General features: G+C 42.8%; 12 protein-coding genes and 1 pseudogene. 8 read left to right on the top strand and 5 right to left on the bottom strand.

Annotated features, from left to right (window positions below; all coding sequences use genetic code 11):
* Positions 1-191 precede the first annotated feature (191 nt).
* Positions 192-1,286, bottom strand: a complete 1,095-nt coding sequence (locus tag ACGF49_RS03955) for a terpene synthase (RefSeq protein WP_271859525.1) — start codon at positions 1,284-1,286, stop codon at positions 192-194.
* Positions 1,287-1,619: 333 nt separating this feature from the next.
* Here ACGF49_RS03955 and ACGF49_RS03960 point away from each other — a divergent pair, with 333 nt between their 5' ends.
* The 8 genes and pseudogenes from ACGF49_RS03960 to fbpC all read left to right on the top strand — a co-directional run bounded on the left by ACGF49_RS03960 (position 1,620) and on the right by fbpC (position 9,986).
* Positions 1,620-1,937 carry a type II toxin-antitoxin system RelE/ParE family toxin gene (locus ACGF49_RS03960; RefSeq protein WP_113042689.1) on the top strand — a complete coding sequence of 106 codons (318 nt, stop codon included), beginning with the start codon at positions 1,620-1,622 and terminating at the stop codon, positions 1,935-1,937.
* A gap of 85 nt (positions 1,938-2,022) precedes the next feature.
* A complete protein-coding gene (gene nadS, locus ACGF49_RS03965) occupies positions 2,023-2,319 on the top strand; it encodes a NadS family protein (RefSeq protein WP_113042687.1) in 297 nt (98 codons plus the stop codon).
* 212 nt (positions 2,320-2,531) lie between these two features.
* On the top strand, positions 2,532-3,164 hold the full coding sequence (locus ACGF49_RS03970) for a response regulator transcription factor (protein WP_228900582.1): 633 nt from the start codon (positions 2,532-2,534) through the stop codon (positions 3,162-3,164).
* A pseudogene (locus ACGF49_RS03975) lies at positions 3,161-4,233 on the top strand (MASE1 domain-containing protein). Before ACGF49_RS03970 ends, ACGF49_RS03975 begins: the two are co-directional and overlap by 4 nt.
* A gap of 73 nt (positions 4,234-4,306) precedes the next feature.
* On the top strand, positions 4,307-5,653 hold the full coding sequence (gene uhpC / locus ACGF49_RS03980; RefSeq protein ID WP_146748099.1) for an MFS transporter family glucose-6-phosphate receptor UhpC: 1,347 nt from the start codon (positions 4,307-4,309) through the stop codon (positions 5,651-5,653).
* A 20-nt stretch (positions 5,654-5,673) separates the two neighbouring features.
* Positions 5,674-6,705, top strand: a complete 1,032-nt coding sequence (locus ACGF49_RS03985; protein WP_387489752.1) for an ABC transporter substrate-binding protein — start codon at positions 5,674-5,676, stop codon at positions 6,703-6,705.
* Positions 6,706-6,836: 131 nt separating this feature from the next.
* Entirely contained in the window at positions 6,837-8,915 is a 2,079-nt protein-coding gene (locus ACGF49_RS03990) for an ABC transporter permease (protein ID WP_387489755.1), read from the top strand.
* Between the two features lie 15 nt (positions 8,916-8,930).
* Positions 8,931-9,986, top strand: a complete 1,056-nt coding sequence (gene fbpC, locus ACGF49_RS03995) for a ferric ABC transporter ATP-binding protein (protein WP_271867097.1) — start codon at positions 8,931-8,933, stop codon at positions 9,984-9,986.
* 66 nt (positions 9,987-10,052) lie between these two features.
* Here fbpC and ACGF49_RS04000 read toward each other — a convergent pair whose 3' ends face one another.
* The 4 genes from ACGF49_RS04000 to ACGF49_RS04015 are packed head-to-tail and all read right to left on the bottom strand — an operon-like array spanning position 10,053 to position 15,280.
* The gene (locus ACGF49_RS04000; protein ID WP_236548230.1) at positions 10,053-10,397 is read right to left on the bottom strand and encodes a type II toxin-antitoxin system HicB family antitoxin; all 345 of its coding nucleotides are present in this window, start codon (positions 10,395-10,397) and stop codon (positions 10,053-10,055) included.
* On the bottom strand, positions 10,394-10,648 hold the full coding sequence (locus ACGF49_RS04005) for a type II toxin-antitoxin system HicA family toxin (protein ID WP_046395863.1): 255 nt from the start codon (positions 10,646-10,648) through the stop codon (positions 10,394-10,396). Before ACGF49_RS04005 ends, ACGF49_RS04000 begins: the two co-directional genes overlap by 4 nt.
* Positions 10,649-10,687: 39 nt before the next feature.
* A complete protein-coding gene (locus ACGF49_RS04010) occupies positions 10,688-10,816 on the bottom strand; it encodes a hypothetical protein (RefSeq protein ID WP_278249242.1) in 129 nt (42 codons plus the stop codon).
* Between the two features lie 48 nt (positions 10,817-10,864).
* Entirely contained in the window at positions 10,865-15,280 is a 4,416-nt protein-coding gene (locus ACGF49_RS04015) for a neuraminidase-like domain-containing protein (protein WP_387489760.1), read from the bottom strand.
* Positions 15,281-15,376 lie beyond the last annotated feature (96 nt).

The following is a 15,376-nucleotide window of genomic DNA, read 5'->3' on the forward strand; positions in this document are numbered from 1 at the left end:
CAAGGGGTTGGCACGCAATAGAAAGTGTGAGCATGTTAACAATCACTGACAAGCCGTGATTTATCTCTAGGGCGAAGTTTTTTATATCGACGTCGAAGTAGCGCCTTATCGGCAGTTGGGTTGCACCGTGCAAATGCGGTTCGAATCCACCGTACCCAACTTGGCCGACAGGTGTTGTCCAGTAGCACGGGTTAATTCATATGAGTTTTACGAGCTGGATCGTATTCCCACCACCACTCAAAAGAGGGAAGCCCCAGTGATTCGAAACTTTCCGAGGGCAGAATATCGGTGCACAATCCTCCTTCAAATAGATTGTCGTAGGAAAGACCACTGATGGAACAATAACGCTTAGAAGTCTGACCCCAGAACAAACCACCACTGTAATAGGCAGTCAATCCATTAATGTAATCACGAACTTCAGGAGATGCGGTAATCAATACCTCTTTTTGTAACCGCAAGAACAAGCTAACTACCCGCCAACGGAGTTCCCAATAATGCTCCATGCTCTGTTCAACCGTATAACCATATTGTCGACATATGACACTAATAACATTATGTTCCTTATCATCTATCGCCCGTGCTTGTTCCTCCGCATAAGCATAGGCTTCACAATCCCATGCAGTCAGGCAGTCCATCATTTCTGATAATGCACGGATGCGGCGATCTTCAAACTCATCCTGACTAATATTAATACCTGCGATAATATGGCTTAACACAGGATATGCCCAAGCGCCACCACCATACATACGCATCACCAAATAATCATCAAACGAAGGTTTTGGCTCCACCGCCTTCCACATTTCAGTCATAATGTAAGTACGTATCACCTCAAAAAAACGACCTGCTAAAGCAGGAGATGAATAGCGTTCCAATCGAATACGTAAGTCACGCATTGCCATCGCGTAACGGTCGTTGTTTACCGGATTTTCAGGAGACTCAAGTGCGCGTTGTAATTGAGCCGCATTATGAATATAAGCGGTAGGATTCATGCTTAATGGCCCTTCATCGCAATATTCATCATCATAGGCAAAACCCCACATCACGAAATCTGAACCTACTTGCAACAATTCCTTACTCCCCTTTGGATAGAGTAACCCCGCCAACCGTGCACTCTCCATTTTCCATAAACGTTGCCGCTGTGTTTCGTTACTATATAGATGGAAACGATCCGCATATTCACGCGTAGCTATTTCAATCTCACAATTTTCCGGCTCTCCCGCATTGACTAACGGATGTAACATATATGGGAATGGATTGGGCAGAGGGGGAATTTTAATAATATTCACGAATAATTGGCTCCATAAAGTAATTTATTAACAAATGATGATTCGGTGGCAATTAAGTTATAGATGGGCATAAGATTTTTTACCAATCTTACTAACTCGTTTTCTGCCAACACTTACACTGCTACCGAAATTACCGGCACAGAGGCAACTATTACACAAGGAATCATTGAGATTTTGGCACAAAGAAGGAAGTAAATTGGTTTGTAAAAATGCGGATCACAAGTAAGTTTGTCGTTCCATAGGCAAAATATGTACTACGTACACCAATATACTTGCAAAAGTGTACATGGTACACATACAATCTACATAAACGATAATTGATCAGAGGACACCATGTTTACGTTCATTGAACTACAAGGTTTCAGTAAAAGACGACAAACGCTGCTAACTGATGATGAATATCGAAAGTTTCAAGAAGTTCTGATTAATGACCCCGAAGAAGGGGACACTATTTCTGATACTGGTGGATTTCGCAAAATACGCTGGGGCCGTCAGGGAACAGGAAAACGGGGTGGTATTAGAGTTATTTACTATAATGTCACCCGTAAAGGTCGTATTTATTTGGCATTAATCTACCTAAAAAGTGAACAAGATAATTTAACGGAAGAGCAGAAGAAAGCATTAAAGAAAGTATCTACTTTCTTGGATTAAATTAATTGGTGAAACAACAAGCAAGGCTAAACTGTATGATAAAAATATCATATGCAAGTTACTGAGAAAGCCAGCTGAGGTATTTATGAAAAATGAATTGTTTGCTGATCTTCTAGCTAGTGCAGAAGAAATGGTGAAAATTGAAAAAGGTGAATTGACGCCAAAACCGGAACATGTTCACACTTTTGCCGAAATTGATGTTAAAGCAATACGCGAAGCAACTGGCCTGAAACAACAGGAGTTTGCCATAGCAGTTGGCGTAAGCTATGACCTGGTAAAAAGCTGGGAAAGTAAACGCCGCTATCCCACTGGCGCAGCAAGAAAGCTACTTATCTTATTGCAGGTTAACCCTTTTATTATTAACCAAATTAAATCTACCTGATATTATTTCAACGCGCTAAAACGGGCGCGTTGTCATTGTGCCAGATATTTTAATCCCCATTTTTCTGGCTTTCGCCACGCCAGTACTCAGAGCATAAATTCATAGCTAAATTTGTTAGCTTTCTTGCAGATTTAGTTGATTAATTTGCACAACCTGCCTTTCCTGCACATCATGTAACTTATTGTATTTACTATTTATTCGTTAAAAAAATTATGATTAGAGTTGCACTTATTGACGACCACGTAGTTGTCCGTTCCGGTTTTGCCCAATTACTCACGCTTGAAAATGATCTTGAAATCGCCGGACAATACGCCAATGCCAAAGAAGCCTGGTTGGGTTTACTCAGAAACCCGATTGATGTTGCCGTGATGGATATCGCGATGCCGGATGAAAGTGGTTTGCACCTGCTCACTCGGTTACGGCAAAAACGACCTGATTTTCGTACCATTATTCTCAGTATTTATGACACCACCGCATTTGTCCAAAGTGCGCTGGATGCCGGCGCCTGCGGCTATCTCACCAAACGATGCGGCCCGGAAGAATTAGTTCAGGCAGTACGCTCCGTACATCAAGGCGGCTGCTATTTGTGCGCTGATGCACTAAAAGCACTGCGTCAAACATCACAGAAGGTTACAGCACTGCAAGTGCTAACCCCCAGAGAACGGGAAATATTTGATCTGCTGATCAATGGCATTAATGTCAAAACTATCGCAGAACAACTTTATCTCAGTCACAAAACAGTTCACGTGCATCGTGCCAATATTCTCTGCAAGCTCCAGTGCGATAGCACCATTGATCTGGTTCATTACGCTCTGCAACACCAGATTCTAATGGGGAATCCATGAACAGAGGATCACGATTTGGCCTGTTATCACTCTTTCTGATGATTTTTTATTCGCTGAGCTGGCTTGCTCTGTGGACCATCAGCTTTTACCTGAATGACAATGGACAACAAGCTACACTACTTCTGCCACAAGGGTTACGGCTGGCACTGTTTATCCTCCTGGGACGTCGTTACTTGCCCACCTTATTAGCCACTGAGATTATTATTCTGCTATGGCTCGGCAGCGAACAACTTATTACTCACAATATCATTCTGTTATCACCCTTTCTCAGCCTAATACCCACCCTTATCGTACAACAATTCTGGTGGCGCTATCCCCTGTATTGGCAACGGCTCTCGATTCTGCTGGCTGGCGTAGCCGCCAACAGCAGCTCGCTGAAAATTTACAACGTTACCATGAACTCTTAGAGCAGGAACTAACCGCCCGCCATACTCTGATGAAGAAGCTGGTTCACACAGAAGAAGATATTCGTAAAAGTATTGCCCGCGAGTTACATGATGAAATTGGTCAGAATATTACTGCCATTCAAATTCAGGCAACGCTGATAAAACGTACCGCCATCACCCCGGCAACAGAAATGATCGCGGAACAGATCAATAACCTGGCCCAACAGATCCACCAATCCACCCGTCAATTATTACGCCAATTGCGCCCACCGGTTTTGGAAGAGATGTCCTTAGAAAAAGCGCTTCACCATCTGATCCATGAATTTGCGTTTAAGGAACAACAGATTGATTGCCGGTTGGACTACCAACTTCCTCAAAATCCAACCAATGAAACAGTGGTTTTTACCCTTTACCGTCTGGTTCAAGAGTTACTGAACAACGTCAGCAAACATGCCAAAGCGACTCGAATCGCTATCATCCTGCGACAGCGCCGGGATGTGATCGAACTCAGAATCAGTGATAACGGCATCGGCATTACAGAAGATAAAAGAAAAGGTGGATTTGGCCTCCAAGGTATTGAAAAACGTATCCGCGCGTTAGGTGGAGATTGGCAGTTAAGCAATGATAACGGCACGCGTATAATTGTTAAGCTGCCCACAAATTCTGATGAAAATCAGGCATAACTAGGAATTATTCCTAGTTGCCTAAAACCTTATCCCATCCATTTTCATCAACCTTTCTTTATATTTCATTTTCATGGAGGAGCCGGGTATGCAAGCCACCAGCCAGAAACAGATTTCACAACACTATCGCCGCTGGCGCAGCCGTTTGCTGATTTCCATGATCATTGGCTATGCCGCATTTTATCTGACACGAAAAAGCTTCAACTTTGTTATGCCGGTTATGCAGTTGGAACTGGGATTGGATAAAGGGCATATTGGCTGGATAACCACTCTGTTCTATCTGGCTTACGGCAGCTCAAAATTTATTTCCGGCGTATTTCATGATCGCACTGGCTATCGCTGGTTTATGGGGGCCGGATTAGTGATGACAGGTGTGTTAAACATTATCTTCGCTTTCTGTTCATCATTTTCTGCACTGCTGATCATCTGGACACTGAACGGCTTCTTTCAGGGCTGGGGATGGCCCCCCTGCGCCAGATTGCTGACACACTGGTACTCCCGCAATGAGCGCGGCTTCTGGTGGGGATACTGGAATATCTCCATTAATATTGTTGGCATTACCGTGCCAATGTTGTCCGCTTTTCTGGCGACAACTTACGGCTGGCAAACAGCGCTGATGATGCCGGGGATTATCGGCATTTTATTAGGCATCTGGCTCTGCCATCAGTTATGCGACATACCACAACAGCACGGTTTGCCCAGTGTGGGGCAGTGGCGGCAGGATTTACTGGAGCTTCGACACGAACAGCTATCATCCCCCATGCCGATGATGCAGATATTGCGGGATACCATCTTAACTAACAAAACTATCTGGTTGCTAGGATGCTCCTACATTCTGGTCTATCTCATCAGAATGGCAATTAACGATTGGGGAAATCTGTGGTTGTCGGAAACACATGGCGCCAATCTGCTCAGTGCCAATGCGACACTTTCCCTGTTTGAACTCGGTGGTTTAACCGGCGCTCTGTTTTCTGGTTGGGGATCTGATTTACTGTTCCGCGGCCAACGCGCTCCAATGATTCTCCTGTTTGCGCTTGGGCTATTTATAGCTGTCACCGCATTGTGGCTGACTCCCATTCATCACTACGCGCTGTTGGCAGCTTGTTTTTTCAGTATCGGCTTTTTTGTATTTGGCCCGCAAATGCTGATTGGGCTGGCAGCAACGGAATATTGCCATAAACAAGCTGCCGGCACCGTCACGGGTTATCTGGGATTGTACGCCTACCTGGGCGCAGCAATCGCAGGCTGGCCACTAAGTCAGGTGGTTGCCCACTATGGCTGGTCAGGGATGTTTGCCCTGCTCACCGCCGCAGCCGCCATGATGGGTTTGCTGTTGATGCCACTGTTAATGGCAGACGTTGGTAAAAGGGAACATATGGCAGGGGTAACCTCGCTACTTTCTAATAATAAGCAGTTTTGAATACAAATAAGGACAAAATAATGAAACTGAAACCTTTCTCTACACTTATTGCAGCCGGTCTGGCCGTTGCTGCATTTACCAACAGTGCTCAGGCCGCCGGACGTTTGATCGTTTATTGCAGCGCCACTAACGCCCTGTGTGAAACTGAAACCAGAGCATTCGGTGAAAAATACAATGTAAAAACCACTTTTGTCCGTAACGGTTCAGGCAGTACTCTGGCAAAAATTGAAGCCGAAAAACGCAATCCACAAGCGGATGTCTGGTACGGCGGGACTCTGGACCCGCAATCTCAAGCGGGAGAGATGGATCTGCTAGAACCTTATAAATCCCCTAATCTGACGCAAATCATGCCGCAGTTCCGCGACCCGGCCAAACGTAAAGGCAACTACAGCTCCGCCGTTTATGTCGGTATTCTCGGCTATGGCGTCAACACTGAACGTCTAAAAGAGAAAAATCTGCCGATTCCAACCTGCTGGAAAGATCTCACCAAACCGATATATAAAGGCGAAATTCAGATTGCCGATCCTCAAAGTTCAGGTACCGCTTACACCGCGTTAGCAACCTTTGTTCAGTTATGGGGCAAAGATCAGGCATTTGATTACCTGAAAAAACTAAACGCCAATATTTCTCAGTACACTAAATCCGGCATTGCGCCAGCACGAAATGCCGCCCGTGGCGAATCTGCGATTGGTATCGGTTTCCTGCATGATTACTCATTGGAAGTAGAAAATGGCGCACCACTAAAACTTATCGCGCCATGTGAAAGTACCGGTTATGAAGTCGGCGGCGTAAGTATCATCAAAAATGCCCGCAATATGGACAACGCTAAACTGTTTGTTGACTGGGTGTTATCCAAAGAAGCACAAGAATTGAGCTGGAAGAAAGGGAAAGCTTATCAGATCCTGACCAATACCAAGGCGAAAGCTTCTCCTCTGGCGCTTAAATTATCCGATCTGAAACTGATCAATTACGACATGGATAAATATGGCGCCAATGATGTACGCAAAGAGTTAATTACCAAATGGGTGACAGAAGTGAAAATGGCTAAATAAAGCCAGTCAAGGGCGGCTCACCTCCGCCCTTAGAAGCTATCCATCAGGCTACCTTATGTTCCCGCATCAATAACGCCTTAGGAGGATAGCTGCTTACTGCTGCTACCACACAATAATAATGGAAGGAAATTATGTCTCACGCATTTACCCTGCCTATCAGACAGAAGCAGGATGCCGTGTTCTGGTGGATTGCTCTAATGTGGCTGGCCTTCGCGCTTTTGCCATCATGGAGCCTGGACTATGGCCTATTCGAATCTACTCAAGATGAACTGCTCGCCGCTTATGGCTGGAATGGATTAAACATCAGCTTACTATGGTTCCTGTTACCCTCAGTACTACTACTACGTCCACTCACACCAGCCAACCGCAATCAACATCGACGCCACTATTTTGACGCGGGTTATGCCTTACTATGCACGCTATTTGTCGTTATTAGCGCCGCCATTATTGGTCGTGGGCTGGGCTACTCGACGATTTTCCTGTTTATCTCACTGGGCGCGATGATTACTCTGGCCCTGTCTCGCCTTGAATGGCTGGGTGGTGACAGTTTTGTTATCGGTTCATTAGTCGCGGTTATTGCCCTAATCGGCATATTTATCCTTTATCCGAGTATTGCCATCTTTATTCCGATGTTTACGGATGATGCCGGTCAGTTTGCCCCATTTGCTTTTATATCGATCCTGGGGCAGGCACACATTATTCAGGTTATCATCAACTCCGTTTTGCTCTCTCTAGCCGTTGGTGTAGGTTGCACTTTCTTCGGGCTGGTGCTGGCAATTTATACCGCCAGAATCGCCCGCCGTTCCGCCATTATTGGCCGGGTATTATCTATCTTACCCATCGTAACGCCACCGTTTGTGGTCGGTTTAGGCGTCACCCTAATGATGGGCCGTTCCGGTTATATCACTGAATTTATGGCAACCTGGTTTGGCCTAACCAACACCAACTGGCTGTATGGCTTTACCGGCATCTGGCTGGCGCAAGTTCTAGCCTTTACGCCAATGGCATTTATGATCCTTGATGGCGCTATCAAAACCATCCATCCCTCATTGGAAGAAGCTGCTTATACTCTGCGAGCCAATCGCTATCAGACATTCTTCAATGTTTTTATTCCGCTGTTAAAACCAGCACTGGCGAACGCTTTCCTGATTGTCATTGTCCAGTCGCTGGCCGATTTCAGTAACCCATTGGTACTGGGCGGTAGCTTTGACGTACTGGCGACCCAGATCTATTTCTATATCACCGGTTCTCAACTCGACTATCAGGCCGCCAGTACTCTTGGCGCTTCACTGCTGGTTTTCTCGCTGCTGGTCTTCTGCGTGCAGTATCTGTGGATTGGTAAACGTTCCTACGTCACGGTTTCCGGCAAATCCTACCGTGGTGACGTACAACCGTTGCCAACGTCACTGGTTTGGGGGGTCTGTGCCATCCTATTTATCTGGGTTGTGTTCAACATTTTGTTATACGGCAGCATCTTCTACGGCAGTTTCACCGTCAACTGGGGAGTGGATTACACACTGACCTTAGATAACTTCATCAAACTGTTCGGTCAAGGTCTGCACGATGGCGCATGGCCATCATTACTGGATACCCTGCTTTACGCCGGTATCGCCGCCCCCATTACCGCGATCCTCGGTCTGCTGATTGCTTACATTGTTGTACGCCAGGAATTTCGCGGTAAAAAAACCATCGAATTCACCACCATGCTGTGCTTTGCTGTACCGGGTACCGTCGCCGGGGTTTCCTACATTCTGGCCTTCAACGATTCACCTTTTTATCTCACCGGAACCGCAGCCATCGTCATTATCTCCATGACCATGCGCAATGTACCAGTGGGTATCCGGGCAGGCATTGCCGGTCTTGGACAAATTGATAAATCACTGGATGAAGCTTCACTCAGCCTGCGTGCCGGATCGATGAAAACCATCTTCCATGTTCTGTTACCCTTACTGCGCCCGGCGATTTTATCTGCACTGATCTACAGCTTCGTGCGTGCGATTACCACCGTCAGCGCGATTGTCTTCCTGGTCACACCAGACACCCGCGTAGCAACCTCTTATATCCTGAATCGAGTGGAAGATGGTGAATACGGGGTTGCTATCGCTTATGGCTCGATCCTGATTGTAGTTATGCTGGCCATTATTTTCTTATTTGACTATCTGATTGGCGAAGCGCGGATCTCTCGTTCCAAAGCCAAAAATGCACAGTAATCACGGAGTGACAATATGACACAACACAATTTTGTCGAACTGAAAAATGTAACCAAACGGTTCGGTAGCAACACCGTGATCGATAATCTGGAACTATCTATTCCTCAGGGACATATGGTTACACTGTTAGGACCCTCCGGTTGCGGTAAAACCACCGTATTACGTCTGGTTGCCGGGCTGGAGAAACCGAGTGAAGGTAAGATGTTCATTGATGGTGAAGACGTTACAGATCGCTCTATCCAGCAACGTGACATCTGTATGGTGTTTCAGTCCTACGCCCTGTTTCCGCATATGTCGCTAGGGGAAAATATTGGCTACGGGCTGAAAATGCTAGGGCAGCCTAAAGCAGAAATACGCGAACGGGTTAAAGAGGCGCTGGAGCTGGTGGACTTAGGCGGCTTTGATGATCGTTATGTGGATCAAATCTCCGGTGGTCAGCAACAGCGTGTTGCTCTCGCTCGCGCACTGATCCTCAAACCTAAAGTGTTACTTTTCGATGAACCGCTGAGTAACCTTGATGCCAATCTGCGCCGCAGTATGCGCGAGAAAATCCGCGAATTACAGCAGCAATTTAATATCACCTCACTATACGTTACTCATGATCAAAGTGAGGCATTTGCAGTTTCCGATGCGGTGCTGGTGATGAACAAAGGTAAAATCATGCAAATTGGCACGCCACAAACACTCTATCGCCAGCCAGCATCTGAGTTTATGGCAAGTTTTATGGGAGATGCCAATATCTTCCCGGCGACTTTGGGTGCTGATTATGTCGAGATTTTTCAATATCGCCTGCCACGGCCAACAAACTTTACCACCAACTGGCAATCGGTAACGGTAGGCGTCAGACCGGAAGCTATCACCCTGAGCCGTAATGGAAATATTAGCCAACGCTGTACCATCAGCCATGTGGCTTACATGGGGCCACAATATGAAGTCACCGTAGATTGGCAAGGGCAAACTCTGCTATTACAGATTAACGCCACCCAATTGCAACCCGATGTTGGCGATCATTACTATCTGGAAATTCATCCGTTTGGGATGTTTATTTTGGCCGAGAAAAGCAGCGGTTAATTTGATGGCAAAAGATTCTGACTTTTAAATCAAGAGGCTAGGCCGCCAAATGGCGGCCTATAATCCTCAAGAATGCTTTTCAATGACCAAATCAACACCCTCATTAAGCAGTTCATTGATAGATTGATTAGTAGATTGTGCAGTGATAGCAAGCGTCCGATGACGCTCTGGTGACAAACGCGTGGTTACTTTGCCGCTATACAATTTGTAAGGTTCTATACCATCTTTTTGACACTCTTCAAAGAAGATCGCCAAAGATTTAGTTCCTTCTTTCTTCAACTCATCGACGCTATAGGCGTAAAAGTCTGCGCCACCATTCAACCCAACAAATTCACCACGAAACATCTCGATTTCTGGATCAAAAGTGATAACAGCCACATGGCCGTCAATTTTTAACGTATTGTTCATCATGGCCTAATTCCTAAGCTATCCAACCATATCCTAATAGAGTTAACAGCCCCTTTGTCAGTAGTTGGTCGTGGGTGAGGCCGGTGAAAAATCCGTTTTTGATTTTTCAATAGCACTGCAACCCTCGAACCTTCCCTTTCATGTATCTCCGCTCCTAATGCAATAAAAAGTGCCTCAATATCAGACCACTTTATAGAACTGTTGACAGGTCGGGTAAATACATCTGACAGCGTTTTGTAATGTCGTTTATTCATGAGTCTATAGTATCACTTTATGACACTACCACAAGATTTTTATGATTCTAGGAACAACAATTTCAAGTCACGACTAAGCTTTTCCATACCTGCCATAGCCGGTTGTTTAACATCAAGAGCCAAAACAACCTTCTCCCGGGGATTCGCTCCCTTGCCGCCGCGATGCATCTTGAAATCCATAGGGTATAGATACAAAAACAACAATAAATAAATGTATTATTTAAGCAATTCTCTTACCTGACCAGCAAATGCCTCACCACCATCCTTCGCGGTATAACGTACATGCAAAATAATATCTGACAAATTATCCAGAATATCTCGCTGTATACTGTCTGTTGCCGCTGATGGGAAAATGAGTTTCCAGTCAGAAACCGCCCCCGTTCCTTCAAAAGGTAAATAACGATCATCACCGAAATTAAGATTAAATGTACCGCTATCATTAATCCCTGATGAAAGTGCGATTTGTTGGCTCGCTCTCAAATTCGTGACAATTTGTTTATTATCGCCTTCCTTATTTGAAAGTAAATATTTCACACCATTAATATCCTGCATTTTCAACGTATAACTTTTAGTTTGAGTTAAAGTCGCTTTAATATCCTGATAAGGACCAATTAATGTTGGCAGCGTGACCGATACAGACGTGATCTGGCGTAAATAATGCCCGGCATAATCTTGATCAAATAATTTCTCATTCAGTATAAATGTAATTCCTTCACCAGTTTTAAGTTCAGATTGAATATCTTGCCATTTTTTCGTATCAGATAATAGATTTTTTAACGAGATCGTTTTAGTTAATTCTAAACGACGTTCATTACGATTCAAATAAGCCGATTCCATTTTCAGTAGATTCAGTTTAATCTTTTCTCCTACCAATAAACCATTATGATTATCGTCCCAACCATTTTGCACAATAAACTGTGTAGCAAAATCCCCCATTTCATATTGCCAACATGCTTGTGCATTTAAACATAGCGAAAGCACTGCATCGTAAGCCTGACGATATAATGACATCATCTGATCATTCAACCATTGATAAAGCGAAGATTTCGTTACCCTAGTCACAGTAAGAAACTGATACATATCCTGCTCTTTTTGCAGTTGTGTCTGAGATTGCTGTAATGTTGTATTCGCAGCGGAGATTTGTGCCTCTTGCTGCTCAATCTGTTTTTTCAACATTTCCAGTTCACTTTCCGCCTGTTTATATTGAATCTCCCACTCTTCACGTCGCCGGTTATAACCCGCTTTAATACTCAATGTATCACTCGCCATTTGCATAATTAACGATGCAGTACGTGTAATACCCGCAGAACAAATAAGCGGTATATGCCATCGTTGTCCACCAAATGATGTTCCCGCAATGCTAGGTATCAACGAAGCGGCACCGGCGGCGGTTAACATTCCTTCCTCAACAGAAGAAATAATTTTTGCCGTACCTTGTAAATTCAGCGCATTGGTTTCATCTGTAGAAATGTTTTCATCATAAAGCGCCTTATAATGATCAATCCGCTGTTGTAATGTCTGCTGACTTTTTAATAATGCCTCTTTCCCTTTTTCAGCGATTGCGACAGCATCTTTCTGCAATGAAATGGCGAAAATAGCTAAATCTTTCAAATGCAATTGATTCAACTCTTCCTGTTCCGCACGATCTTTACGTTCTTGCGCACTCAAGAGTAAATCACCAAAATGACTTAATGTATCTACCGCATGATAAACACTGGGTAATAATGCCCGGAAACGATAAGGTGGTATATTCAAAATACCCGTACTACCTGCTGCCAATAATGATCCACCATTTGCCAATAAAGCGAGCAAATTTTTTGGATCGACAGGTGTTGCATATAATGGTAACGACAAAGGTTTACCATCTAAAGTTAAATTATGGCGCAAATTATAAAATCTGCTGGATAAAATATCCCAATACCACAGTAAATCATTGTTCAAAGGCACTCTGAATATCGCATTATCGACCGCCGTATGAGCACTGACTTTAGCCGCTGGAAGATCAATTAATATATCAGGATCAATATTACTCTCAAATTCGCGTAATTTATTATTCTTTGAAGAGGTGACATCTGCCAATTCAATCGGCAGCCAATGACTAACTAAATCAAAATCAGGTCTGGGACCAAGTAATTGCTGTGCTTGAAGATAGCGTAATTTAGCATTATTAAGTCCGTCATTGGTCAGAAAGCGATAAAAACTATCACCAAAATCAATTAAGTTCTGCACATACATTTGAAATATGGCTTTTTTATAATGTACTGGCTCGGCATAAGCTATCGCATCTGGATCTTGTAATTCTTTTAATTGTACTGAGCTATCTTGAAAAACCTCTAACAGGCTGCAATGCCAATAACTTGGGCTACCATTAGCCTTATTTTTCACTGCTGGGTTGAAAATATAGTGCAACCAGTTTTGGGCATCCTGATATTGTTGTGAAGCATTGAGTTGATACGCAACTAAATAAGGTACATGGAAGAAAAGCTCCCAGAAATAAATACTATTTGCCCCGTTAAGCGCAGAATCATTATTTTCATCACTCCCCGGAATAGGCGGTTCATTAATATGTTGTGCCTCCCAACTCAGTACATCAGCAATAGAATGGTTAGCCCGTGCAATAAGCTCCCTGCCAAATAGGGTATTTAATCTGATAGATCGATATTTAAATTGCAATTCAGTAATATCCAGATACTGTGCTTGCGTTTTTTTATTATAGGCCAACAGCAAATTAGGATAGGGAATTTTACTTAGTTTAACTTCATAATGGTTATAACCTAAGTCCGCATCTTCGCCCTCTTTCTTATAACCTAATTTTAAAAATACACTCGAATCCTTACCCTTTATTTCATCGAGATCAAGTTCTACAGTAGGAATAATACTCTTTCCATTGAGTAATTGGCGTTTTGAATATAACAGACTATCGCTCCCCCCTTCAATATTCCATAAACAGAAATCAGCCTCCCTATGACCTGAATGATCAATATCTACTTTTGGCGTTCCATCTCCAGAAGCAACAAGCTTACCACCAGATTTATTGAGTTCTGAACTAAATACTTTAGCTTCTTTTAGTCCAGACAGTGGCACTTCCATTTCTTTGGTAAAATGATAGGCATTACCTTGCTTTTGTCCCCATTCAGAAAAATTAACTTTCAGCTCAGGATAGCCACTCTGACTAGAATTAAACATAATATAAAAATAGTCACCTGATTCATAACTATTATCATTGATAGTCACCACGACAGAAACTGTTACTTTTCCATTATTTTCTTTAGCGCCATCAGCGAGTGAAATATTAACCTTTCCTGCTTCACTAGATTTACGTTTAAGATCAATATCACATGCTACAGATTTAATAATCTCTTTCCCAATCGACAAACTATTATTACCATGGAGACGTAGTTTTCTACTACCCATTTCAGCAAATAGTGTCATTTTCCCTGTCGCAAGCCCAGGATAACTTTTTGACTCCAGATAAATAGGCTTGTCAACTAATTTATATGCATCCCCAAAATAGGCTGACAACATATTTGATTGTGTAAGATCTTTCGTAGAATTAGATTTAATTTGTTGATAAATATAGAGATCTAATGACTTATCACCAACCAGGGGCACAGGAACTTCGTTAAATAGTAAATTACAGGAGTACGGATAATTCTTTTCTCCTGATGTATTATTTTCTGTTTTTACTGGCTTACAAATAGCAGAAATAACTAATACCGGTTCAGCTCGCAAATCCATTAATGCAATGAGTTCAAAGTCATCATTAACTTTATTCTTATCACCAGTAAAAGTACGTAATTTATTTGGAAGACTCCATTCACCATTAAATTTTCGATATATTAAATTAATACTATAATAATTTTCTTCTTTATTATTATCAGCTTCATGTGCCAACCAAACGATATGAAGACGACCATTAATAACGACTGGGCGGATCTTAATCACTTCCCCAGTAGCAGGAATACCAATTTTTTCCCATTCTTGCCAAGCTGTAGGGTTAATGACATCTTGCATATTTCGATTAGCCATATTTAGCGATCGCCAGTAATATTGACCTGGCGTAATACTCATCTTACCAATGAAATAATATTCAGCTTGAGCGGGTGCTAATTCTTTAGTCGTATTGATATAGCCACTCATTAACTCTAAGTTACTTATTTCTTCAAATTTATTTAAATAATTCAATATAACTTCTTGAACAACTTCATCACTCAATTTCCCTTTATTTAAATTATCCTCCAACTCTTTAAAATCACTTGTTTTACCATGACGTAATATAGGGCTAATATAATTCTCTGGATAATTCCATAACTGTTGAAAACCAGCCCAAATATTATATTGGCTTAAAATATCATTCCATTTTTCTACTTTATCTTCATATTGATAATCATACCCTGGTTCCATGTTAAGCATAATGCCATTAATATATTGCTGAACACTGGAAATCGCTTGTGCAACAACACTAGTATTAACCTGACTCGATACCTGATTATCAATAAGTAAATATTGATACAAATCATCCGGCGTTTTTAAATCGGGTACATTAGCTGTTTTTGAAATATTCCCCAAATAATAACTAACCAATCCATCACGAACATTCTCAGCTAATTTTTTAGAAACAATATTTTTCATATTCTGAACCTCTATTAAAATTTTTTATTCCACCATGAAAATTATACCCTATGGATTTCAAGATGCATCGCGACGGCAAGGGAGTGAATCCCCGGG

It is taken from the genome of Photorhabdus sp. RM96S (genome assembly GCF_042879335.1).
In the GTDB taxonomy this organism is placed as follows: domain Bacteria; phylum Pseudomonadota; class Gammaproteobacteria; order Enterobacterales; family Enterobacteriaceae; genus Photorhabdus; species Photorhabdus kayaii.